Source organism: Massilia timonae CCUG 45783 (genome assembly GCF_000315425.1).
GTDB classification, from domain to species: Bacteria; Pseudomonadota; Gammaproteobacteria; order Burkholderiales; family Burkholderiaceae_D; genus Telluria; species Telluria timonae.
The window spans coordinates 479,788-501,149 of the sequence record NZ_JH992926.1; the positions used below are offsets into that span (position 1 = coordinate 479,788).

The 21,362-nt window shown below is 64.4% G+C and carries 23 protein-coding genes; 11 read left to right on the plus strand and 12 right to left on the minus strand.

All coding sequences use genetic code 11. The features are described from left to right. Nucleotides 1–6 precede the first annotated feature (6 nt). The 4 genes from HMPREF9710_RS24910 to mltG are packed head-to-tail and all read right to left on the minus strand — an operon-like array spanning nt 7 to nt 3,060. Nucleotides 7–384 carry a PilZ domain-containing protein gene (locus HMPREF9710_RS24910; RefSeq protein ID WP_005671078.1) on the minus strand — a complete coding sequence of 126 codons (378 nt, stop codon included), beginning with the start codon at nt 382–384 and terminating at the stop codon, nt 7–9. A gap of 10 nt (nt 385–394) precedes the next feature. Then, on the minus strand, nt 395–1,411 hold the full coding sequence (locus HMPREF9710_RS24915) for a DNA polymerase III subunit delta' (RefSeq protein ID WP_040778192.1): 1,017 nt from the start codon (nt 1,409–1,411) through the stop codon (nt 395–397). Between the two features lie 2 nt (nt 1,412–1,413). Beyond that, nucleotides 1,414–2,022 (minus strand): dTMP kinase, encoded by a 609-nt coding sequence (tmk, locus tag HMPREF9710_RS24920; protein ID WP_005671082.1) that lies wholly within the window; start codon nt 2,020–2,022, stop codon nt 1,414–1,416. 18 nt (nt 2,023–2,040) lie between these two features. Next, complete coding sequence (mltG, locus tag HMPREF9710_RS24925; RefSeq protein WP_005671083.1) at nt 2,041–3,060, minus strand: endolytic transglycosylase MltG; 1,020 nt, start codon at nt 3,058–3,060, stop codon at nt 2,041–2,043. Nucleotides 3,061–3,185: 125 nt separating this feature from the next. Between mltG and ygfZ the strand changes: the two genes are divergently transcribed. The 3 genes from ygfZ to HMPREF9710_RS24940 are packed head-to-tail and all read left to right on the plus strand — an operon-like array spanning nt 3,186 to nt 5,286. After that, nucleotides 3,186–4,244 carry a CAF17-like 4Fe-4S cluster assembly/insertion protein YgfZ gene (gene ygfZ / locus HMPREF9710_RS24930; protein WP_005671085.1) on the plus strand — a complete coding sequence of 353 codons (1,059 nt, stop codon included), beginning with the start codon at nt 3,186–3,188 and terminating at the stop codon, nt 4,242–4,244. Between the two features lie 2 nt (nt 4,245–4,246). Then, entirely contained in the window at nt 4,247–4,534 is a 288-nt protein-coding gene (locus HMPREF9710_RS24935) for a DUF4936 family protein (protein ID WP_005671086.1), read from the plus strand. After that, nucleotides 4,525–5,286 carry an NRDE family protein gene (locus tag HMPREF9710_RS24940; protein ID WP_005671088.1) on the plus strand — a complete coding sequence of 254 codons (762 nt, stop codon included), beginning with the start codon at nt 4,525–4,527 and terminating at the stop codon, nt 5,284–5,286. The genes HMPREF9710_RS24935 and HMPREF9710_RS24940 overlap by 10 nt, the downstream gene beginning before the upstream one ends. Before the next feature lie 135 nt (nt 5,287–5,421). On the opposite strand, the gene HMPREF9710_RS24945 is transcribed toward HMPREF9710_RS24940, so the two are convergent. The 3 genes from HMPREF9710_RS24945 to HMPREF9710_RS24955 are packed head-to-tail and all read right to left on the minus strand — an operon-like array spanning nt 5,422 to nt 7,468. Further along, the gene (locus HMPREF9710_RS24945) at nt 5,422–6,327 is read right to left on the minus strand and encodes an SDR family oxidoreductase (RefSeq protein WP_005671089.1); all 906 of its coding nucleotides are present in this window, start codon (nt 6,325–6,327) and stop codon (nt 5,422–5,424) included. A 17-nt stretch (nt 6,328–6,344) separates the two neighbouring features. Continuing rightward, a complete protein-coding gene (locus HMPREF9710_RS24950) occupies nt 6,345–7,127 on the minus strand; it encodes an SDR family oxidoreductase (RefSeq protein ID WP_005671091.1) in 783 nt (260 codons plus the stop codon). A 38-nt stretch (nt 7,128–7,165) separates the two neighbouring features. Then, nucleotides 7,166–7,468, minus strand: coding sequence for a Dabb family protein (locus HMPREF9710_RS24955; protein ID WP_005671092.1), 303 nt, complete (start codon nt 7,466–7,468; stop codon nt 7,166–7,168). 312 nt (nt 7,469–7,780) lie between these two features. Between HMPREF9710_RS24955 and HMPREF9710_RS24960 the strand changes: the two genes are divergently transcribed. After that, nucleotides 7,781–9,481 carry an MFS transporter gene (locus HMPREF9710_RS24960; RefSeq protein WP_005671094.1) on the plus strand — a complete coding sequence of 567 codons (1,701 nt, stop codon included), beginning with the start codon at nt 7,781–7,783 and terminating at the stop codon, nt 9,479–9,481. An 80-nt stretch (nt 9,482–9,561) separates the two neighbouring features. Here the strand turns inward: HMPREF9710_RS24960 and HMPREF9710_RS24965 are convergent, their stop codons facing one another. The 3 genes from HMPREF9710_RS24965 to HMPREF9710_RS24975 all read right to left on the minus strand — a co-directional run bounded on the left by HMPREF9710_RS24965 (nt 9,562) and on the right by HMPREF9710_RS24975 (nt 13,711). Continuing rightward, a complete protein-coding gene (locus tag HMPREF9710_RS24965; protein ID WP_005671097.1) occupies nt 9,562–11,652 on the minus strand; it encodes a 3-hydroxyacyl-CoA dehydrogenase NAD-binding domain-containing protein in 2,091 nt (696 codons plus the stop codon). A gap of 94 nt (nt 11,653–11,746) precedes the next feature. After that, the gene (locus tag HMPREF9710_RS24970) at nt 11,747–11,944 is read right to left on the minus strand and encodes a YqaE/Pmp3 family membrane protein (protein ID WP_005671099.1); all 198 of its coding nucleotides are present in this window, start codon (nt 11,942–11,944) and stop codon (nt 11,747–11,749) included. Nucleotides 11,945–12,058: 114 nt separating this feature from the next. Continuing rightward, nucleotides 12,059–13,711 (minus strand): 3-(methylthio)propionyl-CoA ligase, encoded by a 1,653-nt coding sequence (locus HMPREF9710_RS24975; RefSeq protein WP_005671100.1) that lies wholly within the window; start codon nt 13,709–13,711, stop codon nt 12,059–12,061. A gap of 219 nt (nt 13,712–13,930) precedes the next feature. Between HMPREF9710_RS24975 and HMPREF9710_RS24980 the strand changes: the two genes are divergently transcribed. From HMPREF9710_RS24980 to HMPREF9710_RS25010, 7 genes are all read left to right on the plus strand, one after another. Continuing rightward, nucleotides 13,931–15,394: a protein adenylyltransferase SelO gene (locus tag HMPREF9710_RS24980; protein WP_081590014.1), complete on the plus strand. Its 1,464-nt coding sequence runs from the start codon at nt 13,931–13,933 to the stop codon at nt 15,392–15,394. 52 nt (nt 15,395–15,446) lie between these two features. Further along, nucleotides 15,447–15,842 carry a peptide-methionine (R)-S-oxide reductase MsrB gene (gene msrB / locus HMPREF9710_RS24985; RefSeq protein WP_005671103.1) on the plus strand — a complete coding sequence of 132 codons (396 nt, stop codon included), beginning with the start codon at nt 15,447–15,449 and terminating at the stop codon, nt 15,840–15,842. A gap of 10 nt (nt 15,843–15,852) precedes the next feature. Further along, nucleotides 15,853–16,488: a septation protein A gene (locus tag HMPREF9710_RS24990; protein ID WP_005671104.1), complete on the plus strand. Its 636-nt coding sequence runs from the start codon at nt 15,853–15,855 to the stop codon at nt 16,486–16,488. After that, on the plus strand, nt 16,485–16,778 hold the full coding sequence (locus tag HMPREF9710_RS24995) for a BolA family protein (RefSeq protein WP_005671106.1): 294 nt from the start codon (nt 16,485–16,487) through the stop codon (nt 16,776–16,778). Before HMPREF9710_RS24990 ends, HMPREF9710_RS24995 begins: the two co-directional genes overlap by 4 nt. A 106-nt stretch (nt 16,779–16,884) precedes the next feature. After that, nucleotides 16,885–17,664, plus strand: a complete 780-nt coding sequence (locus tag HMPREF9710_RS25000) for a peptidylprolyl isomerase (RefSeq protein ID WP_005671108.1) — start codon at nt 16,885–16,887, stop codon at nt 17,662–17,664. An 82-nt stretch (nt 17,665–17,746) separates the two neighbouring features. Next, nucleotides 17,747–18,523: a peptidylprolyl isomerase gene (locus tag HMPREF9710_RS25005; RefSeq protein WP_005671109.1), complete on the plus strand. Its 777-nt coding sequence runs from the start codon at nt 17,747–17,749 to the stop codon at nt 18,521–18,523. A 118-nt stretch (nt 18,524–18,641) separates the two neighbouring features. Next, nucleotides 18,642–19,028, plus strand: coding sequence for a GNAT family N-acetyltransferase (locus HMPREF9710_RS25010; protein ID WP_157225742.1), 387 nt, complete (start codon nt 18,642–18,644; stop codon nt 19,026–19,028). Between the two features lie 9 nt (nt 19,029–19,037). Here the strand turns inward: HMPREF9710_RS25010 and HMPREF9710_RS25015 are convergent, their stop codons facing one another. Continuing rightward, the gene (locus tag HMPREF9710_RS25015) at nt 19,038–20,093 is read right to left on the minus strand and encodes a S41 family peptidase (protein ID WP_005671113.1); all 1,056 of its coding nucleotides are present in this window, start codon (nt 20,091–20,093) and stop codon (nt 19,038–19,040) included. An 85-nt stretch (nt 20,094–20,178) separates the two neighbouring features. Beyond that, the gene (locus HMPREF9710_RS25020) at nt 20,179–21,192 is read right to left on the minus strand and encodes a hypothetical protein (protein WP_005671115.1); all 1,014 of its coding nucleotides are present in this window, start codon (nt 21,190–21,192) and stop codon (nt 20,179–20,181) included. Between the last annotated feature and the right edge of the window lie 170 nt (nt 21,193–21,362).

Consider the following 21,362-nt stretch of genomic DNA (forward strand, 5'->3'; position numbering starts at 1 on the left):
TGGTGGTTACAGGGTATGGGTTGCGCGCGACGACCGCAGCGCCGCGCCGAGGATTTCTTCGATGCGGGCCTTGGCGCGCTGTCCGGCCTCGTCGGCCGGGAAATGCACGCCGATGCCCTGCGCCTTGTTGTTATTGGCGCCGCTCGGCGTGATCCAGGCCACGGTCCCGGCGATCGGGTATTTGTTCTGGTCGTCCATCAGCGCCAGGATCAGGTAGATCTCGTCGCCGATTTTATAAGGTTTGTTGGTGGGCACGAACATGCCGCCGTTTTTCAGGAACGGCATGTAGGCCGCGTACAGCGCCGCCTTTTCCTTGATCGCCAGCGACAGCACCGAAGGCCGCGGGGCCTGGGCTGCATTCGTCTCTGGCTGGGTGACGCTCATTGTGGTCCTTTCATGTGCAGCACGCAGTGTACTCAAGCAGCATATCTTCGACAAACAATTTTGCCGACAAAGGATGATCCGCCACAGCCCGCCGCTCGTTCACGGCCTTGATGACGCGCAGCAGGCCCGGCGCATTGACGCGACCGGCCAGCGCCGCCAGCTCCTTCTGGTAGCGCGGGTAGTAGCGGAGTTTGCCCGACAATTTGTACGAAAACACATCGTACAGCCAGCGTTGGGTCCAGGACACCAGGGCCGGCAACTCGGCCTTGGCCAGCTTCTCGGCGGCGCGCAGCGCGGAATCCGGCGCCGGCCGCGCCAGGAACTGCAGCAGCGCCTCCATGTCGTCGCGGTTGCCGTTGCTTGACTCTGCCAGGGCCGCCAGCGGCGCGCCGCCCTGCTCGCGCAGCCAGCTGTCGGCGTCCGGCACGCCCTGCTCCTTGAGCCAGGCCAGGGCTTCGTCGTGCGAAGGCATCGGCAGCGCGAACTTGCGGCAGCGCGACAGGATCGTCGGCAGCAGGCGATCGAGGCTGTTGGAAGACAGCAGGAACACGGTGCCCGGCGGCGGTTCTTCCAGGGTCTTGAGCAGCGCATTCGACGCCGGCATGTTCAGCGCCTCGGCCGGATACAGCACCACCACCCGCAAGCCCTGGCGGTGGGTCGAGATGTTCATGAAATCCGAGAGGTTGCGGATCTGCTCGATCTTGATCTCTTTCGACGGCGCCTTGGTCGATTTCGACTTGGCGCCCGCTTCGCCGTCCTCGCCGTCGGCCGGCAGATCGTCTTCGAATACCTCCGGCCGCACGCGGCGGTAATCCGGGTGATTGTGCTGCACGAACCAGCCGCAGGACGCACAGACCCCGCAGGCATGGCCGTCGGGCCGCGGGCTCTCGCACAGCAGGGCCTGGGCAAAGGTCTCGATGAAGTCGGCCTTGCCGGTGCCGGCCGGGCCATGGAACAGGATCGCATGCGGCATGCGCGCGCGCATCTGCTGCAGCTGGGACCAGGCGGCCCCTTGCCACGGGTACATCGTCACAACAATTTCTCCAGAACTTGGGCCAGGCTGGCCTGGATATCGGCAATGCTCCTGGTCGAGTCGACCACGACGAAACGCTCGGGGAATTGCTCCGCGCGGCGCAGGTATTCGGCGCGGCATTTCGCAAAGAAGTCGGCCTGCTCGCGCTCGAATTTATCCAGCGTGCGCGTCGCGTCCAGGCGCTGGCGCGCCACTTCGAGCGGCACGTCGAACAGCAAGGTCAGGTCGGGCTGCAGTTCGGGATGCACCCAGGCTTCCAACGCTTCCATCTTGGCGCGCGGCAGGCCGCGGCCGCCGCTCTGGTAGGCGAAGCTGGCGTCGGTGAAACGGTCCGACAGCACCCATTTGCCTGCGGCCAGATTGGGAGCGATGACTTGCGCGATGTGCTCGCGCCGGCTGGCGAACATCAGCAGCGCTTCGGTTTCCAGGTGCATCTTTTCGTGCAACAGCAAGTCGCGCAGCTTTTCGCCGAGCGGCGTGCCGCCCGGTTCGCGCGACGAGACGATCTGCTTGCCGCGCGACGTCAGGTAATCGGTGACGAAGCCGATGTGGGTCGATTTCCCGGCCCCATCGATGCCTTCGAATGTAATGAACTTGCCCTGCATGTGCTGCCCTGCTTCGTGTTAATGGGATTCGGTAAGTGGCTGGTTCATGATGCCACGCTGGAAACGGTTGACCGCCCGGTTATGGTCCAGCAGGTTGTTCGAGAAGTGGCTGGTGCCATCGCCGCGCGCCACGAAATACAGCGCCGGTGTCTCGGCCGGCGCGAGCGCCGCATTCAGCGACTGCAAACCGGGCAGCGCGATCGGCGTCGGCGGCAGCCCGCTGCGCGTATAGGTATTGTAAGGGGTATCGGTCAGCAGGTCCTTCTTGCGGATCTGGCCCGCAAACACCTCGCCCATGCCGTAGATCACGGTCGGGTCGGTCTGCAGGAGCATGCCGGTGCGCAGGCGATTGACGAACACGCCGGCGATCATGTTGCGCTCGCTCTTCTGGCCCGTTTCCTTCTCGACGATCGAGGCCATGATCAGCGCTTCGTACGGCGTCTTGTACGGCAGCTCCTTGTTGCGCTTTTCCCAGGCCGCGTTCAGGTGCTCCAGCATCGCCTGGTGCGCGCGCCGATAGATCTCGATTTCCGACGAGCCCTTGGCGAACAAATAAGTGTCTGGGAAGAACAAGCCTTCCGGCTCCTTGAACTCGGTCGAGATCTTGCCCATCAATTCCTGGTCGGACAGCTTGACCGTGTCGTGCTTGAGGCGGTTGTGCGAACCGATCGCCTGGCGCATCTGGCGGAAGGTCCAGCCTTCGATGATGGTGATCGCTTCTTGCGCGAACTCGCCGCGCACCAGCTGGGTCAGCAGGCCGCGCGGACTGGTATTCGGTTTCAGTTCATAGCTGCCGGCCTTGATGCGCGCGGCGTCGCCCGTCAGGCGCGCCAGCAGCACGAACATGGTCGGGTTGATCGGCACGCCGGCCGCCACCATCTGCTGCGCGCTCGCTGCGACACCGCTGCCGGGATTGATCGTGAATTCGATCGGTTCACCGCTGGTCGTGAGCGAGTGCTTGGCCCACCAGGAAAATCCGCCTGCGGCTGCCAGCGTGACCACGACGCCGGTAACGAGTAATTTTTTTATGAATGCCATGTGGTGTGTGCGGGTACGAACGTGGATGCTGGTGCGGATTGCGGCGCTCCCGGCGCGATTTCCCCGACAACTCTATAATGAGGCCGTAATGATAAAGCCTAATTGCCAAAATATTTCGGATTTTCATGAGTAACTGGACTGATCACCTCGCCACGCATGGCGCCCGCTTCCATCTCGACGAAGCCACCCAGGTCGAGGACTTCGGCCAGCCCCTGGATATCGACGCACTCGCGGCCGGCTTTGTCGCCACCGTGACCGACCAGGGATTGATCGCTGTCGCCGGCGAAGAAGCCGCGAAATTCCTGCACGCCCAGCTCACCAACGACGTCGAGCACCTGCAGCAGGACGAAGCCCGCTTCGCCGGCTTCTGCACGCCGAAAGGCCGCCTGCAGGCGAGCTTCCTGATGTGGCGCGACCCTGACGCCGTGTATTTGCAGCTGCCGCGCGCGATCCAGGCGCCGCTGCAAAAGCGCCTGTCGATGTTTGTGCTGCGCAGCAAAGCCAAGCTGCGTGACGCCACCGATGAAGCGCCGTTCGCGGCCGTGCTCGGCCTTGGCGGCGCCGGGGCGCAGGCGGCGCTCGGCCGCTTCGTCAATACGTTACCAGGCGCGCCGATGGGCAAGACCAGCGGCGAGTTCGGCACCGTGCTGCGCCTGAACGACGCCTTCGGCGCGCCACGCTACCTGTGGCTCGCCTCGACCGAGGCAGCGAGCGCTGCCCTGCCGGCATTGAAGGAAGAACTGGCCCTGGGCGGCAACCAGGCCTGGCGCCTGGCCACGATCCACGCCGGCGAGCCGCAGGTGAGCGCTGCCACGCAGGAGCAGTTCGTGCCGCAGATGGTCAACCTCGAGCTGCTGGGCGGCGTCAACTTCAAGAAGGGCTGCTACCCGGGCCAGGAAATCGTCGCGCGCACCAAATACCTGGGCAAGATCAAGCGCCGCACCGCGCTGGCCGGCATCGAGAATGCCGCCGCCCGCGCCGGCGATGAAGTGTTTTCGGTGGCCGACCCCGACCAACCCTGCGGCATGGTCGTCAACGCCGCGCCGAACGGCCGCGGCGGCGCCGATGCCCTGGTCGAGATCAAGCTGGCCGCGCTGGATCAAGAGGTGCGCCTGGGCTCGGCCGGCGGCGCGCTGCTGCGCTTCCTGCCCATGCCCTACAGCCTCGACGCGATCGACGACTAGCGATGGTCGACTTCTACGTCTACTACAAGGTGCGCAGCATCGATGCCGCCCGGCTGGCGCCGCTGGTGCATGCCATGGCGCGCCGCCTGGAGCAGGATGCCGGCGTGCGGGTGGCGCTCAAGCGCCGCCCCGAAGACAAGGACGGCCTGCAGACCTGGATGGAAGTCTATCCGGGCGTGACGGAGGGCTTCGAAGCGGTATTGGCGCAGGTCGTCGACGATGCCGGCATCTCGCCGTATCTCGCCGGGCCGCGCCGCCTTGAAATTTTCACGGACCTGCCATGTGCCTGATCGTCTTTGCATGGCACGTCGTCCCCGGCGTGCCCGTCATCGCGGCCGCCAACCGCGACGAGTTCTATGACCGCCCCGCCACGCCGGCCGGCCCCTGGCCGCAGGCGCCGCATGTGATCGCGGGCCGCGACCTGCAGGGCGGCGGCAGCTGGATGGGCGTCTCGCTCACCGGCCCCAACGGCCCGCGCTTCGCGGCGCTGACCAATATCCGCAGCCCGCAAGAACGCCGGCTGGATGCGCCGTCGCGCGGCGCGCTGGTGGCCGACTACCTGCGCGGCGAACTCGATGCGGCGGCCTACGTGGCCGAACTGGCGGCGCGCCCCGACCTGTACAACGGCTACAACCTGGTGCTGGGCGACGGCGAGACCTTGTACTGGTACTCGAACCGCGGCAAGGACGATCCGCGCAACGGCCAGCCGCTGGAGCGTGGCCGCATCTACGGCATCTCGAACGGCCTGCTGGACACGCCCTGGCCCAAGGTGCTGCGCACCAAGGCGCAATTCGCGAGCCTGCTGTGCCAGGGGGCGCCCGAGGATGCGTACTTCGAGATGCTGGCCGACACCACGCGCGCGCCGGACGTGCGCCTGCCCGAGACCGGCGTGCCGATCGAGATGGAACGCATGCTGTCGCCGGTATGCATCGAATCGCCCGAGTATGGGACGCGCACCTCGACCGTGGTCAAGCTGTATCGGGATGCGGCGCCGGAGTTGCATGAGCGGGTGGTGCAGCCTGGCGTCGTCGCTGCAGCGTGAGACGTGGCGTGGACGGCTTCGCCGTCCACGCGTTCAACTTACGGCGATGTTGCGATAACCCTCGCCTGGATTGAACGCGTGGGCGGGGGACCCGCCCACCCCACGATCTAGTGCCAGTCGATCTCGCCGCCAACCCTACCGCCTTCCTTTCATCCCCGCCTTCAAGATCTCCTTCAAATGCGGTGTCGCCGCATACGGATCGGCCGGCTGCCGGGCATGCACCAGCGCGTCCATGCGCTCGGCCACCGCGCCCAGCGCCTGCGGGTGCGAGAACACATAGAAGCGCTCTTCGCGGATAGCGTCGAAAGTCAGGCGCGCGACGTCCGCCGCCGACACCTTGCCGGAGCCGACCGCCTTTTCGGTGAGCGCCTGCGCCGCCATCTGGCTCGCGGTCATGATTTCGTCGGTGCGCAATTCGTCCGGACGGTGGCGGTGCGATTGCGCGATCGCGGTCGGGATGAAATACGGGCACAGCACCGAAGTCCCGATCGGCGCGTCGACCAGCTTCAGGTCGTGGTACAGGGTTTCGGTGAGCGAGACCACCGCATGCTTGGAGACGTTGTAGATGCCCAGCGCCGGCGAATTGAGCAAGCCCGCCATCGAGGCGGTATTGACGATCCAGCCGCGATAGCCGGGATCCTGCGCGGCGCACTCGAGCATCGTGCGCGTGAACGCGCGCACGCCGTGGATCACGCCCCACAGGTTGACACCCAGCACCCACTCCCAGTCTTCCTCGGAGTTCTCCCACACCAGGCCGCCGGCGCCGACGCCGGCATTGTTGAACACCAGGTGCACCACGCCGAAGCGCGCCATCGCCGAATCGGCCAGTTCCTGCACGTGCTCGCCCTTGCGCACGTCGCACACCATGGCCAGCACCTCGGTCTGCTTCGCCAGTTCATCCGCCGCCTTTTCGAGGGCCTTGGGCTGGACGTCGGCCAGCACCAGCTTCATGCCGAGGCTGGCGGCCAGGTTGGCGAACTCGCGCCCCATGCCGCTGGCGGCGCCCGTGATGGCCGCAACCTTTCCGTGAAACTCGTCCATTTTTGCCCCTCCCTAAACTAGACCGCCGTCACCCCGCCATCCACCGCCAGCACCTGCCCGGTGATGTGCTTGCCGGCATCCGAAGCGAACAGCACCACGGCGCCCTTCAGGTCTTCATCGTCGCCCAGGCGCTTCAATGGGGCCGCGGCCGCCAGCCCGTCGACGCCATAGGCGGCGAGCACGCCCTTCGTCATCTTCGACGGAAAGAAGCCCGGCGCGATCGCGTTGACCGTGATGCCGTAGCGCCCCCACTCGCCGGCAAGCGTACGGGTGAAATTTACCACCGCGCCCTTGGACGTGTTGTACGCCAGCGTCTGCATCGCATCGGGCGGGTTGCCGGCCAGGCCGGCGATCGACGCGATATTGACGATGCGGCCGTAGCGGCGCGGGATCATCGACAGCTTGCCGACCGCCTGCGACACCAGGAAGACCGAGCGCACGTTCAGGTTCATCACCTTGTCCCAGGCCTCGAGCGGATAGTCCTCTGCCGGCGCGCCCCAGGTGGCGCCGGCGTTATTGATCAGGATATCGACGTGGCCCAGGCGCGCGATCGCCGCCTCGACCAGCGCCTGCGCCTGGCCCGGGTCGGACAGATCGCCCGCGAAGCAGCTGGCCTCGATGCCGAGCGCGTGCAGCTGGGCCACGGTGGCGTCGAGCTCTTCCTGCTTGCGCGACGAGATCACCAGGCGCGCGCCCTGCTCGCCGAGCGCCTGCGCCATTTGCAGGCCGAGCCCGCGCGAGCCGCCGGTCACGATGGCGGTCTTGCCCTTCAGTGAAAACAGCTCCTGGGTGGTGCGCATGCGGTCTCCTGGTTGTCGTTATCGGAAAGCTGTGCGGCTCAGACCTCGTAATCCATGCACTGGCGGCCTTCGCGGATGGCGCCGATGAACGGCACCACGGCCTGGTGGGTTGGGTGCTTGATGTAACCCTCGAGCGCGGCGCGGTCGGCGAACTCCGAATACAGCACCACGTCATAGGTTGCTTCGAGGTCGGGCTGGGCCAAGGTCACCTCGAAGGTCAGGATGCCCGGCACGACCGTCGCACACTCGTCCAGCCGGCGCTTCATCTCGCGCGCATTGGTCGCGCGATCGGCGCCTTCGGCCTGTTCCTTCAATTTCCACATCACGATGTGCTTGATCATTCTGTTTCCTGTTCTATTCATTGAGGGTGAGTGCCTTCCCGGACGTTGCCGTAGAGGGAAGCCGGTCGAGCATAGCATAGCGGCAGCACGACCGTTCGCGAAGAAATATCGATTTCATCATGGGGATTAAATAGGATGATTCTCTCCTATCAACGGGCAGTAGTCCGACACGGAAAAGCGGAGCACGAGAATGCGCTCGTAAGCCATGCGTAAGCTGGATGCAAGATTCGCGTAAGGTTTCGGGAGCACAGTGGAGTTAGCTGACCAACAATCAGCATTTCCGGTTACACAAAATTAATTACGGAGACACCCATGGCTATCACACCCGGCAATACTGTCGGAGGACAAGCTGCACCGACCTCCGCCGGACTTACCAAGGAAGAGCGCAAGGTCATCGCCGCTTCTTCCCTCGGCACCGTTTTCGAATGGTACGACTTCTATCTCTACGGTTCGCTCGCTTCCATCATCGCCAAGCAGTTCTTCATCGGCGACCCCAGCACCACCTTCATCTTCGCCCTGCTCGCCTTCGCCGCCGGCTTCATCGTGCGCCCGTTCGGCGCGCTGGTGTTCGGCCGCCTGGGCGACATGATCGGCCGTAAGTACACCTTCCTGGTGACCATCCTGCTGATGGGCGCCTCGACCTTCCTGGTCGGCATCCTGCCGAGCTATGCCCAGATCGGCATCGCGGCGCCGATCATCCTGGTCACACTGCGCATCCTGCAAGGCCTGGCGCTGGGCGGGGAATACGGCGGCGCCGCCACCTACGTGGCCGAGCACGCGCCGCACGGCAAGCGCGGCCTGTTCACGGCCTTCATCCAGACCACGGCCACCATCGGCCTGTTCCTGTCGCTGCTGGTGATCCTGGGCACCCGCACCCTGACTGGCGAAGAGGAGTTCCAGGCCTGGGGCTGGCGCATTCCCTTCCTGATCTCGGTGATCCTGCTCGGCATCTCGGTCTGGATCCGCCTGTCGATGAACGAGTCGCCGGCCTTCGCCAAGATGAAAGCCGAGGGCAAGACCTCGAAGGCGCCGCTGTCCGAAGCCTTCCTCAAGCCGAAGAACGCCAAGATCGCCCTGCTGGCCCTGATCGGCCTGACGATGGGCCAGGCCGTGGTGTGGTACACCGGCCAGTTCTACGCCCTGTTCTTCCTCACCAAGACGCTCAAGATCGACGATCCGACCGCGAACATCCTGATCGCGATCGCGCTGCTGCTGGCGACCCCGTTCTTCATCATCTTCGGCGCGCTGTCGGACAAGATCGGCCGCAAGTGGATCATCCTCGGCGGCTGCGTGATCGCCGCCGCCACCTACTTCCCGATCTTCAAGGCCATCACCCACTACGGCAACCCGGCGCTCGAAACCGCGATCAAGACCTCGCCGGTCGTCGTCGTCGCCGATCCGAACACCTGCAGCTTCCAGATCGACGCCACCGGCACCAAGAAATTCCCGTCCTCGTGCGACATCGCCACGCGCATGCTGACCGCCGCCTCGGTGAGCTACAACCGCGTCGACGCGCCGGCCGGCACCGTCGCCACCATCAAGATCGGCGACACCGAGTACCGTTCGTTCAACGCCGTCATGACGCCGGATAACCTCAACTTCGACAAGGCCTCGCTGGCCAGCGAAGCGGCGCTCAAGTCCGAAGTGACCGGCGCCCTGAAGGCCGCCGGCTATCCGGACAAGGCCGATCCAACGCAGATCAACAAGCCGATGCTGGTGGTCTTCCTGTTCATCCTGGTGCTGTACGTGACCATGGTGTACGGCCCGATCGCGGCAATGCTGGTCGAGATGTTCCCGACCCGCATCCGCTACACCTCGATGTCGCTGCCGTATCACATCGGTAACGGCTGGTTCGGCGGCCTGCTGCCGACGACGGCCTTTGCGCTGGTGGCGTTCAAGGGCGATATTTATTACGGCTTGTGGTATCCGATCGTCATCGCGCTCATCACCTTCGTGATCGGCGCACTGTTCGTGCGGGAGACCAAGGACAACAATATCTACGCCAACGACTGAGACCGCGAGCGCAGAAAGAATAATGCCGCTGGCTATCCAGCGGCATTTTTTTCGAATCGACCGACTCCCGCAGGCTACTCTCAGCCGTTGAAGCCCTGCCCCAGCGACGCCAGGCGCGCCAGCAGCGGCGCCGGCTGCCACGCCTCGCCCTGGCGCCCGCGGGCGAACCCTTCGACCGCCTCCAGCACCTTCGGCAAACCGACACTGTCCGCGTACAGCATCGGTCCGCCCCGGTGCAAGGGGAAGCCATACCCGCTCAGGTACACCATGTCGACGTCGGAAGCGCGCAGCGCGATGCCCTCCTCGATGATCCGAGCGCCTTCGTTCACCAGCGCATACACCAGGCGCTCGACGATCTCCTCGTCGGCAATGGCACGCCGCGACACGCCGATGTCGGCCGAATGGCGCACGACCATGTCGTTCACCGCCTCGGACGGCAATGCCTTGCGTTCGCCCGCGCGGTAGTCGTACCAGCCGGCGCCGGTCTTCTGCCCGAAACGCCCCTGTTCGCACAGCAGGTCCGGCAGCTTCGAATAGGTGAAGCCCGGCGACTCCAGCGCGCGGCGCTTGCGGATGTGCCAGCCGATGTCGTTGCCGGCCAGGTCGCTCATGCGGAACGGCCCCATCGCGAAGCCGAAGGCCTCGATCGCGCGGTCGACCTGCTCCGGCAGCGCGCCTTCTTCGAGCAGGAAGACCGCCTGGCGCAGGTACTGCTCCAGCATGCGGTTGCCGATGAAGCCGTCGCACACACCGGAGACCACGCCGATCTTCCTGAGCTTTTTGGACAGCGCCAGCGCCGTGGCCAGCACGTCCTTGCCGGTGCGGGCGCCGCGCACGATCTCGAGCAGCTTCATCACGTGCGCCGGGCTGAAGAAATGCAGGCCGATCACGTCCTGGGGGCGGCGCGTGAAGGCGGCGATCCGGTTGACGTCGAGCGTCGAGGTATTGGTGGCCAGGATCGCGCCCGGCTTCATCACCTTGTCCAGCTCGCGGAACACGAGTTCCTTGACGCCGATGTCCTCGAATACCGCCTCGACCACGATGTCGGCCTGGGCGATGGCGTCATACGACAGCGTGCCGGTCACCAGCGCCATGCGCTGCTCGAGCTGCTCGGGCTTCAGCTTGCCCTTGCTCACGCCGCTCTCATACAGCTTGCGCATCGCGGCCAGCCCCTGGTCCAGGGCGTCCTGCTTCGTTTCGAGGAGCGTCACCGGAATGCCGGCGTTGGCGAAGTTCATGGCGATCCCGCGGCCCATGGTGCCGGCGCCGACCACCGCCGCGCTCGCGATGCTGCGCAACGGCGTATCGGCCGGCACGTCCGGCACCTTGCCGGCCGCGCGTTCGGCGAAGAAGGCATGGCGCAGCGCCTTCGATTCGCTCGTCGTGGTCAGTTGAATGAAACGCTCGCGCTCGAAACGCAAGCCGTCCTCGAACGAATCGGCCGTCACCGAGGCGGCCACCGCCTCCACGCAGGCGCGCGGCGCGGGGAACGGCCCGGCGGCGGCATCGACCTGGGCCCGTGCGGAGGCCAGGAACCCGGCGGCGTCGGGGTGCTCGACCACGCGGTCGCGCACCTTCGGCAGCGGACGCAGGTCGGCGATGCGCTCGGCGTAGGCGATGGCGGCCGGCAGCAGCTCGGCGCCCGCCTGGAACACCTCGTCGAACAGCGGCGTGCCGGCCAGCTTTTCGGACAGCATCGGGATCCCGCCAAGAATCATGCCCAGCGCCTTTTCCAGGCCGAGCACGCGCGGCAGGCGCTGGGTGCCGCCGGCGCCCGGGATCAGGCCCAGCTTCACTTCGGGCAGCGCGATCTGGGCGCCCGGCAGCGCCACGCGGTAGTGGCACCCCAGCGCCAGCTCCAGGCCGCCGCCCATGGCCACGCTGTGGATCGCCGCCACGACCGGCTTGGAAGAGCCCTCGACCACCCGGATCAGCGAGTGCAGGGTCGGCTCGGTGAGGGCCTTCGGAGAATTGAATTCGCGGATGTCGGCGCCGCCCGAGAAGGCCTTGCCGGCGCCGGTGAGCACGATCGCCTTGACCGCCGGATCGCTTTCTGCCGCCTGCACGCCCTGCACGGCGGCGCTGCGGGTCGCGAGCCCCAGGCCGTTGACCGGCGGGTTGTTCAGGGTGATGACGGCAACGCTGCCGTGGACCTGGTAGTCGGCGCTCATGTCTCTCGTTCTCCTTGTAGGTGGTGCTGGATGAGCCATCCACTATACCGCAGAAAATGCACGAGCGTACTATTCAGGCAACGGCCGGCCGGGATCAGAAATCGCGCTGCTGGCGCGCCCGCTCGATCTTCTGGTCGGTCTTGTACTGGCTCAGGGCGTAGACGGCCCAGATGGCGGCCGGCAGCCAGCCGATCAGGGTGATTTGCAGGATCAGGCAGATGATGCCGGCGATCGGGCGGCCGATCGTGAAGAAGGTCAGCCAGGGAAGAATGAGGGCGATGAGCAGGCGCATGGAGAATCCTGTGGGCGAAAGTTGTCAAAAGTGATAACAGTCTACCCGTCCGTGCGCGCTCGCCGCGCCCTGTTGGCGCCGCCTGCACCCATACGGCCGATACCTGCCATTGCGTCAGGCAGCCGGCAACCGATGCCCCGCATACGTCTCGCGCAATTTGTTCTTCTGGATCTTGCCGGTGCCGCCCACCGGCAGGCTGTCGGCGAACACGACGTCGTCCGGCGTCCACCACCGCGCCACCTTGCCGGCGAACCATCCCAGCAACTCCTCGCGGCTGACCTCCATGCCGGGCCGGCGCACCACCACCAGCAAGGGCCGCTCGGCCCATTTCGGATGCTGCACGCCGATGCAGGCCGCCTGCAGCACCGCCGGGTGCGACATCGCCACGTTTTCCAGGTCGATGGTGCCGATCCACTCGCCGCCCGACTTGATCACGTCCTTGCTGCGGTCGGTGATCGCCAGGTAGCCATCGGCATCGATGGTGGCCACGTCCCCGGTCGGAAACCAGCCGTCCTGCAGCACGTCGCCGCCCTCGCCCCGGAAATACCCGGACACCACCCACGGCCCCTTGACCAGCAGGTGGCCATAGGTCGCGCCGTCCCATGGCAATTCGGCGCCGTCGTCGTCGACGATCTTCATGTCGACGCCGCAGATCGCGTGGCCCTGCTTCCTCAGCAGCGCGCGCTGCGCCTCCTGCGGCAAGCCGGCATGCCTGGCCAGCGGGGTGCAGGCGGTGCCGAGCGGCGACATCTCGGTCATGCCCCAGGCGTGCACCACCTGCACGCCCAGCCGGTCGATGAGCAGGTCCATCAGCGCCGGCGGACAGGCCGAGCCGCCGATCACGGTGCGGCGGAAGGTCGAGAACCGCAAGCCGCCCTCCAGCACGTGGTTCACCAGGCCGAGCCAGACCGTGGGCACGCCGGCCGAGAAGGTCACGCCCTCGGCCTCGAACAGCGCGTACAAGGACTTGCCGTCCAGCGCCGGCCCCGGGAACACCAGCTTCGCGCCCACCAGCGGCGCCGAGTACGGTAAACCCCAGGCGTTGACGTGGAACATCGGCACCACCGGCAGCACCACGTCGGCGCTCCCGATGCCGAGCGCGTTCGGCAGCGCCGACGCATAGGCGTGCAGCACGGTCGAGCGGTGCGAGTACAAGGCGCCTTTCGGGTTACCGGTCGTGCCCGAGGTGTAGCACAGGGACGCCGCCGAACGCTCGTCGAACTGCGGCCAGTCGTAGTCGTCCGACGCAGCCCCGATCAGCTCTTCGTAGCACAGCAGGCCGGGAATCGCGCCGGCGGGCGGCATGTGCTCGCGCCCGCACAGGGCGACATACGCTTTGACGGTCTTGCACTGGCGCGCCATCGCCTCGATCGCCGGCAGGAACGTGAGGTCGAAGAACAGGACGCGGTCTTCGGCGTGGTTGACGATATAGGCCACCTGCTCGGGATGCAGGCGCGGATTGATCGTATGCAGCACCGCGCCCGAGCCGGACACGCCGTAATACAGTTCCAGGTGCCGGTAGCCATTCCAGGCCAGCGTCGCGACGCGCTCGCCCATGCCGATCCCCAGCGCCGCCAGCGCGTTGGCCAGCTGGCGCGCACGGCGTGCGCAATCGCGGTAGGTATAGCGGTGCAGATCGCCCTCGACGCGGCGCGAGACGATCTCGGTGGCGCCGTAATGGCGCGCCGCGAACTCGAGGATGCCAGAAATCAGCAGCGGTTGATCCATCATCTGGCCTTGCAACGGACTCATTGGGTACTCGTGCATCGCGTCTCCGTGATTAGAATGGCAGCGTGGAAAGTGTCGTCCCCGCATCCTGGGCCCGTCAACCGGATTCGATGATGCACCGCATCAACGCCTTGAGCCAGATCGGCAATGAGCGGTTACCGGATGTAACGCCGGCCCACACCGCACCGGTGCGCGAATAGAATCGGCCGGGTGCGGTAAAATCGCGCCAATCTTGACCACTTTGCCACGGACACTGCCATCACTGCCGACGAACTTCCACTGAACAATTCGTTCGCCGAATTGCCACCGGCGTTCTACACGCGCCTCATGCCGACGCCGCTGCCCTCGCCGCATTTCATTGCGGCGAGCAGCCCTGCTGCCGCCCTGATCGGGCTGGATGCGGCCGATCTCGCGCGCCCCGACTTCGTCGACGTGTTTACCGGCAACAAGGTCGCGGCGCGTTCGCAGCCGTTGTCCGCCGTGTATTCCGGCCACCAGTTCGGCGTCTGGGCCGGCCAGCTGGGCGACGGCCGCGCGATCACGCTGGGCGACATCGCCACGCCGAACGGCCCGATGGAGCTGCAGCTGAAAGGCGCCGGCCGCACGCCGTATTCGCGCATGGGCGACGGCCGCGCCGTGCTGCGCTCGTCGATCCGCGAATTCCTGTGCTCCGAGGCCATGGCGGCGCTCGGCATTCCGACCACGCGCGCGCTGATGGTCACCGGCTCGCCGCAGCAGGTGGCGCGCGAGACCATGGAGAGCACCGCCGTGGTGACGCGCATGGCGCCCACCTTCGTGCGCTTCGGCTCCTTCGAGCACTGGGCCTCGCGCGGGCGCGAGGCCGAGCTGAAAACGCTCGCCGACTACGTCATCCGCCAGTTCTACCCGGAATTCCTGGGCGCCGCCAATCCGTACAAGGAGCTGCTGGCCGAAGTCACCCGCCGCACCGCGCGCATGATCGCGCACTGGCAGGCGGTCGGCTTCATGCATGGCGTGATGAACACCGACAATATGTCGATCCTGGGACTGACGCTGGACTACGGCCCGTTCGGCTTCATGGAAGCGTTTGATGCCAAGCACATCTGCAACCACACCGACCAGGGTGGCCGCTACTCCTATGCCAACCAGGTCCCGATTGGCCACTGGAACTGCTATGCGCTGGGCAATGCCCTGCTGCCGCTGATCGGCGAGCCCGAAGTGGCCGAAGAGGCCCTCGACGTCTACCGCCCCGAGTTCGGCCGCCAGCTCGACACCCTGCTGCATGCCAAGCTCGGCCTGAAGGAGACGCGCGACGGCGATGCGGCGCTGTTCGACAATATGTTCACGCTGCTGCAGGACAACCACGCCGACTTCACGCTGTTCTTCCGCCGCCTGGGCGAGCTGAAGCTCGAGGAGCCGGCCGCCGACGAACCCCTGCGCGACCTGTTCATCGACCGCGCCGCCTTCGACGCCTGGGCCGGCGAATACCGCGCCCGCCTGCGCCAGGAAGGCAGCAGCGACGCGGCCCGGCGCGAGGCCATGCACGGGGTCAATCCAAAATACATCCTGCGCAACTACCTGGCGCAGATCGCCATCGAACAGGCGCAGAACGGCGACTTCGGCGGCGTGCACAAGCTGCTGGCCGTGCTGGAACGCCCGTTCGACGAGCAGCCCGAGAACGCATCCTATGCGGCCCTGCCGCCGGACTGGGCGGCCCACCTCGAGGTGAGCTGCTCGTCCTGAGCCTGCCCCGGGCCTCATTTGAGCCTGGCCTCTCACACCACGAAAGAGAATCATGACCGACAAAGTGACCAAGACCGACGCCGAGTGGCGCGAGCAGCTCGACCCGATCGAATACCAGGTGACGCGCCACGCCGCCACCGAGCGCGCCTTCACCGGCAAGTACTGGGACCACCATGAACACGGCATCTATCACTGCGTGTGCTGCGACACCCCGCTGTTCGAATCGGACACCAAGTTCGACTCGGGCTGCGGCTGGCCCAGCTACTTCACGGCCCTCGACCCAGAAAATGTGATCGAGAAAGTCGACCGCAGCCACGGCATGGTGCGCACCGAAGTCATCTGCGGCGTGTGCGATGCCCACCTGGGCCACGTGTTCCCGGACGGCCCGCCGCCGACCGGCCTGCGCTACTGCATCAACTCGGCCGCCATGCGGTTCGAACCGATCTGAGGGTAGCGCGGTGAAGAAATTTCTGTTCGATCTGTTCCCGGTCATTCTGTTCTTCGGCGTCTACAAGTACGGCGACAGCAACCAGGACTGGGCGCACCGCATGGCGGTCGAGTACCTGGGCGGGCTGATCGCGGGCGGCGCGGTGCCGCCGGCGCAATCGGCGATCCTGCTGGCCACCGCGGTGGCGATCGTCGCCACCGCGCTGCAGGTCGGCTACCTGCTGGTGCGCGGCCGCAAGGTCGACAATATGCTGTGGCTGTCGATGGCCGTGATCCTGGTTGCCGGCGGCGCCACGATCTATTTCCATGACGACCTGTTTATCAAATGGAAGCCGACCATCCTGTACTGGGCCTTCGCCGTCGCCCTGCTGGTGGCGCAGGTGTTTTACAAGAAGAACCTGATGCGCTCCGTGATGGAGGCCAATATCAAGCTGCCCGATCTGGTGTGGAACCGGCTCGGCTACAGCTGGATCCTGTTCTTCGCCGGCATGGGCCTGCTGAACTTGTTGATGGCCTTCGTGGTCTTCCGTAACGATACCAGCGCCTGGGTCAGCTTCAAGCTGTTCGGCTTTACCGGCATCATGTTCGGATTCATCGTGATCCAGATGATGATGCTCTCAAAATACATCAAGGAGGAAGAAGCATGACCACTGCAACCAGCAAAGGCGACCGCGAAGCACGCCTGCGCGCGATCCTCGAGGCCGAGCTGGCCCCGGCGTCGCTCGAGATCATCGACGACTCGCACCTGCACGCCGGCCATGCCGGCGCGGCCTCCGGCGGCAGCCATTACACGGTCAAAATCGTGTCATCCCGCTTTGAAGGCCTCAAGCTGGTCATGCGCCATCGTCTTGTGTATGATGCCGTTCACGATATGATCAACAAGGCGGAAATCCACGCGCTCGCCATCAACGCGACCGCGCCTTCCGAGCTGTCCTGAGTGTCGGCTTCAGGCAGTTTTAAGTAATGTGCCCGACAATTGTCACTGCTAGTCATAAGAACTAATCCAATCTCGTCCAGCAACTATCCCCGCTACAGGAACACACATGACCTTTAAGCCAGCTCGCCTGCTGTTAGCCCTTGTCGCCGTTGCATCGGCTCCCGCTTTCGCCCAGAACCTCGCAGTGGTGAACGGCAAGGCGATCCCTTCGTCGCGCGCCGATGCCGTCGTCAAGCAGGTCGTGGCCCAGGGCCAGGGCCAGGATTCGCCGCAACTGCGCGAAGCCGTCAAGAACGACCTGATCGCCCGCGAAGTGCTGATGCAAGAAGCCGTCAAGCAAGGCTACGACAAGAAGCCCGAAGTGCGTGAAGCGCTGGACAATGCCCGTCAGTCGATCGTCGTCAACGCCCTGGCCCGCGAATACATCACCAAGAACCCGGTGAGCGACGCCCAGATCAAGGCCGAGTACGACAAGTTCAAGGCGCAGACCGGCGACAAGGAATACCATGTGCGCCACATCCTGTTCACGACCGAAGACGAAGCCAAGGCGGCCATCGGCAAACTGAAAGGCGGCGCCAAGTTCGAAGACCTGGCCAAGACCTCGAAGGACACCGGCACCGCCAACAACGGCGGCGACCTGGATTGGGTCACCCCGAACGCCCTGCCGCCTGAATTCTCGGCCGGCTTCACCAAGCTGCAGAAAGGCGCGATCACCGACGTGCCGGTCAAGACCAACGCCGGCTTCCACGTGATCAAGCTGGACGACACCCGTGCGGTCAAGCTGCCGTCGCTGGAAGAAGTCAAGCCGCAGATCGCCGACACCCTGGCGCAAGAGAAGCTGCGTGACTACCAGGAGCAAATGGTCAAAAAGGCAAAGGTGCAGTAATATGTGCTGTCGCCGGCGCTGAGCATGCGCCGGCTTTCGTCGCCTGCGGCGATACTTTTCGTGTTTATATAGGATCTCAACAATGATTTTGAAGCCAGCCCGCCTGTTGTTAGCCATGACCGCATTGGTTGCCCTGCCTGCACTCGCGCAAAACGCTGCAACCGTCAATGGCAAGGCGATCCCGCAAGCGAGGGTCGACCAGCTGGTCAAGCAAGTCGTCGCCCAGGGCCGCGCCACCGATTCCCCTGAGCTGCGCGATGCGATCAAGAAAGACCTGATCAGCCGTGAAGTGTTGATCCAGGAAGCCGACAAGCAGAACATCGGCAACCGCGCCGACGTCAAATCGGCCATCGACAACGCCCGCCAGAGCATCATCATCAATGCGATGCTGGCCGACTACGTCAAGAAGAACCCGGTCAAGGATGCCGAGATCAAGGCCGAGTACGACAAGCAGAAGGCCATGATCGGCGACAAGGAATACCACGCCCGCCACATCCTGGTCGATTCCGAAGCCGACGCCAAGGGCATCATCGCCAAGCTGAAGGCCGGCGGCAAGTTCGAAGAGCTGGCCAAGCAGTCGAAGGACGGCAGCGCCCAGAACGGCGGCGACCTGGGCTGGGCAAGCCCGGCGACCTACGTGCCTGAGTTCTCGAAGGCCATGGTCGCCCTGCAAAAAGGCGCCATCACCGAGACCCCGGTGAAATCGCAGTTCGGCTTCCACGTCATCAAGCTGGAAGACGTGCGCGCGACCAAGATCCCGCCGCTGGACGAAGTCAAGCAGCAAGTCGCGGAAGGCCTGCAGCAGCGTCAGCTGGCGGCATACCGCGAAAGCCTGGTCAAGAAGGCCAAGGTGCAGTAATCGCTGTCCAGCCGTCTCGAAGAGCGCTCCTGCGGGGGCGCTCTTTTCTTTTGTGCGAGTACGAATGCGCTCATCTGTTCCCGTTTTCCGGCGCGCGACCGCCGCCGATATCCCGCAGATGTCCCGCGTCCGTTTATCAGTGTTCGAGAACCGGTTGCGCGACCCGGCGCGGGTCACGCCGCGGATGTATGAAGATTTTCTGGAAAAGGATGGCCGCGGCTGGATTGCGCAGGTCGATGGCGTCACCGTCGCGTTCAGCTATGCCAACCGGCTCGATGGCTCGATCTGGGCGCTGTTCGTCGATCCCGCGCACGAGGGAAAGGGGCTGGCGAAAGCCCTGCTCGGACTGGTGACGGCGTGGCTGTTCGAGCAAGGCTTCGCCGAGATCACGCTCGACACGGGCGCCGGCACGCGGGCCGACCTGTTCTATGCGCGCCAGGGCTGGACCAGGGACGACGCCGGCGCCGCCGACGTACGTTACACCCTGGCGCGTCCAATACCCTGACTGCCCGCCCTATCCCTGCTTGTCGACTTCGGCCAGGCGCTTGCGCAGCAGGTCGGCATGCATGGCGTCGCGCGGCTTCTCCAGCAGCGCCTTCAATGCCAGGCGCTGGGCCGTACGCAAGGCTTCGTCCGCCGCGACCGGCACGTCGGGGATGACGCCCGTGCCTTCCCAGTTCGATTTGCTGATCGGATTGACCGCCCGGCCGCTCGGAATGAAGACCGAGAGATGGGGATGCAGGCGACGCATGCCGCCCGGGTGGGCGCCGCCGCCGGTCGTCTCGCCGATGAGCGTTCCACGCTTGAGCTGTTGCATGTTGTAGCTGAATTCTTCCGCGCCCGAGAAGGTCTTCTTGCTGGTGAGGACATAGATCTTCTTCTGGCCGCCGAAGCGCTTGCCCGGCACCTCGTCCTGGGTCCAGAACGACTCAAGGCGCCCTTCGTGGCGCCAGACCATGTCGTTGAGGTGGGTGCGCTTGTCGAACAGGTAGCTCGACATGAAGGCGACCGTGTTCGGGTCGCCCCCGCCGTTATTGCGCAAGTCGACGATCAGGGCGTCGGTGTCGGCGACCACCTGCATTGCGGCGCCGATGATGTCCCTGGCGAAGTCGACCGGGGCGAACGTCCTCAGGTCGATGTAGCCGATATTGCCCGGCAGTGCTTCGATCTTGCGTACGCCAAAGTTCGAGGCCTTCAGGTGACCGAGCATCATTTTTTCGATCTCGGGCGTCGGCTCGGGGGGAATGTCCGGAAGCGGCTGCGCGCTGACCCTGACCCTCAGGTGCAGGTCCTTGGTCGGCGCGCGCAGGTCGTCGGTCAGGACGCTGGCCAGTTCCTCCATCGTCGAGATGCGCGCATACGCGCCGCTCTTCTCCTTCGCCTGCAGGCGCTCGGCAATCAGTTTCGCCTTGTCGGGGAAAACGTACTGCTCGTCGATCGCCTGCGCCAGCTCGCGGACGATGCCTGAGCGTGTCGCGGCGTCGATCTGCCTGCCGTCGGGAGCCGCATTCGCGGCGGTGGAAAGCACCATGATCAGTGCGCATAAGGGACGAACGACGATCGGGTTCATGGTCTCCAATCCTTGTTGAGTTCGACACAGTGTATATCGCGCCGGCGAAAAAAACGCCTCCGGAGAGGCGTTTATGATTGCTGCATCAAACCGTCAGACCTGACGCTCGATCCATGACCTTGACCGTTATTGACGGATGAGCGGCATCAGTTCTTCCAGCTACAGTTCCGATCTGCTTGTCGTTAAGATAGAAATTGAAGTTGGTCCCAGATGAGCTACTATTTTGTTTTGGCGCCAACACTAGCCCGATGACAATGCTAACGATGAGAAGGACCGAGATGCCTAATGCGCTGAGACCCGCCCACCGGGAGCTAGGCTCGCCTCTCTTGACATCTTCCCAGACGCCTTTCACGACGTTCGCAGCAGCGGTATCGACTATACGAATCCCACGCTCAATCTCTGGATAATGCTTCAACACGGTCTTGTAGTCGCCGTGCGCCAGCTGACGCGTTGCGAACGCCGCAAGCAGCAGGATCGAGCCGAAATCGGTACAAGATTCTCGCAGTTTCTCCTGCGCTGTCGTTAACGCAGCGACGGTAACTTGCTCAGCGGACGGGATTTTTTTAAATTTCTGCCTTCGGTTCCAACGCGACTTCCGATGCCTCGGAACCTCGCCAATTCGCGCATCCGCCAAGCTCAAGCACCAGCACAGGAAGCGGAAAACTTGCGCGTCTTTCGTCCCTTGTGGGAACTTACTCTGCCAGGATTCGGACACCGCCCTCTCGGCGATTAAATAAGACTCGTGTTCTGCTGGGTTCAAGTGAAGGATAATGGTGTTGTACGACACCCTCAGCTTGGACCAATACGGAAGGAGTTCGCTGGCAAGCTCTTCCTCAAGTGACTTTGAAGGAGTTTTAGCCGGTACCGGGGCGGGGGTCGCTTTTGACTTGATCGAAATCCTTCCGACAATCAAATGGATGCTGCCGCCAAACTCCGCGACCGCCAGCCGGAGTGATTCAACCCATGCCTTCCTGAACTCGGTAACCTTGGCTGCTTTGTCAGAGTAATATTTGAGCGCGGCGAACAAAGCCGTCACTGCCGCGACAAATGTTGCTGTAGCCGCAGGGATATTCGACGCGATAATCGACAAAACAGACATCTGGATCTCCGGGCTAAAATCCAGATTATTTCATAGAAGCATGCTCGAACATCTGCCAGAAATGTTAGTAGATAAAATTACCCACCTTGAATAAGCCCCAGAATGCCAAATTCCCGTGAGTTCCGGAATTGGAAATGAGAAAGTAAGCGGACCAAATAAAAACGCCTCCG

What these genes read in the sequence shown, in the direction of transcription:
- HMPREF9710_RS24915 (WP_040778192.1), bottom strand. Translation starts at nt 1,411, where the DNA reads ATGTACCCGTGGCAAGGGGCCGCCTGGTCCCAGCTGCAGCAGATGCGC.
- HMPREF9710_RS24970 (WP_005671099.1), bottom strand. Translation starts at nt 11,944, where the DNA reads ATGCGCCTGCTCATCGCCCTCATTCTTCCCTGGCTGACCTTCTTCACG.
- tmk (WP_005671082.1), bottom strand. Translation starts at nt 2,022, where the DNA reads ATGCAGGGCAAGTTCATTACATTCGAAGGCATCGATGGGGCCGGGAAA.
- HMPREF9710_RS24975 (WP_005671100.1), bottom strand. Translation starts at nt 13,711, where the DNA reads ATGCACGAGTACCCAATGAGTCCGTTGCAAGGCCAGATGATGGATCAA.
- HMPREF9710_RS24945 (WP_005671089.1), bottom strand. Translation starts at nt 6,327, where the DNA reads ATGGACGAGTTTCACGGAAAGGTTGCGGCCATCACGGGCGCCGCCAGC.
- msrB (WP_005671103.1), top strand. Translation starts at nt 15,447, where the DNA reads ATGACCGACAAAGTGACCAAGACCGACGCCGAGTGGCGCGAGCAGCTC.
- HMPREF9710_RS24955 (WP_005671092.1), bottom strand. Translation starts at nt 7,468, where the DNA reads ATGATCAAGCACATCGTGATGTGGAAATTGAAGGAACAGGCCGAAGGC.
- HMPREF9710_RS25010 (WP_157225742.1), top strand. Translation starts at nt 18,642, where the DNA reads ATGTCCCGCGTCCGTTTATCAGTGTTCGAGAACCGGTTGCGCGACCCG.
- HMPREF9710_RS24910 (WP_005671078.1), bottom strand. Translation starts at nt 384, where the DNA reads ATGAGCGTCACCCAGCCAGAGACGAATGCAGCCCAGGCCCCGCGGCCT.
- ygfZ (WP_005671085.1), top strand. Translation starts at nt 3,186, where the DNA reads ATGAGTAACTGGACTGATCACCTCGCCACGCATGGCGCCCGCTTCCAT.
- HMPREF9710_RS25020 (WP_005671115.1), bottom strand. Translation starts at nt 21,192, where the DNA reads ATGTCTGTTTTGTCGATTATCGCGTCGAATATCCCTGCGGCTACAGCA.
- HMPREF9710_RS25015 (WP_005671113.1), bottom strand. Translation starts at nt 20,093, where the DNA reads ATGAACCCGATCGTCGTTCGTCCCTTATGCGCACTGATCATGGTGCTT.
- HMPREF9710_RS24965 (WP_005671097.1), bottom strand. Translation starts at nt 11,652, where the DNA reads ATGAGCGCCGACTACCAGGTCCACGGCAGCGTTGCCGTCATCACCCTG.
- HMPREF9710_RS24995 (WP_005671106.1), top strand. Translation starts at nt 16,485, where the DNA reads ATGACCACTGCAACCAGCAAAGGCGACCGCGAAGCACGCCTGCGCGCG.
- HMPREF9710_RS24960 (WP_005671094.1), top strand. Translation starts at nt 7,781, where the DNA reads ATGGCTATCACACCCGGCAATACTGTCGGAGGACAAGCTGCACCGACC.
- HMPREF9710_RS25000 (WP_005671108.1), top strand. Translation starts at nt 16,885, where the DNA reads ATGACCTTTAAGCCAGCTCGCCTGCTGTTAGCCCTTGTCGCCGTTGCA.
- mltG (WP_005671083.1), bottom strand. Translation starts at nt 3,060, where the DNA reads ATGGCATTCATAAAAAAATTACTCGTTACCGGCGTCGTGGTCACGCTG.
- HMPREF9710_RS24950 (WP_005671091.1), bottom strand. Translation starts at nt 7,127, where the DNA reads ATGCGCACCACCCAGGAGCTGTTTTCACTGAAGGGCAAGACCGCCATC.
- HMPREF9710_RS25005 (WP_005671109.1), top strand. Translation starts at nt 17,747, where the DNA reads ATGATTTTGAAGCCAGCCCGCCTGTTGTTAGCCATGACCGCATTGGTT.
- HMPREF9710_RS24935 (WP_005671086.1), top strand. Translation starts at nt 4,247, where the DNA reads ATGGTCGACTTCTACGTCTACTACAAGGTGCGCAGCATCGATGCCGCC.
- HMPREF9710_RS24940 (WP_005671088.1), top strand. Translation starts at nt 4,525, where the DNA reads ATGTGCCTGATCGTCTTTGCATGGCACGTCGTCCCCGGCGTGCCCGTC.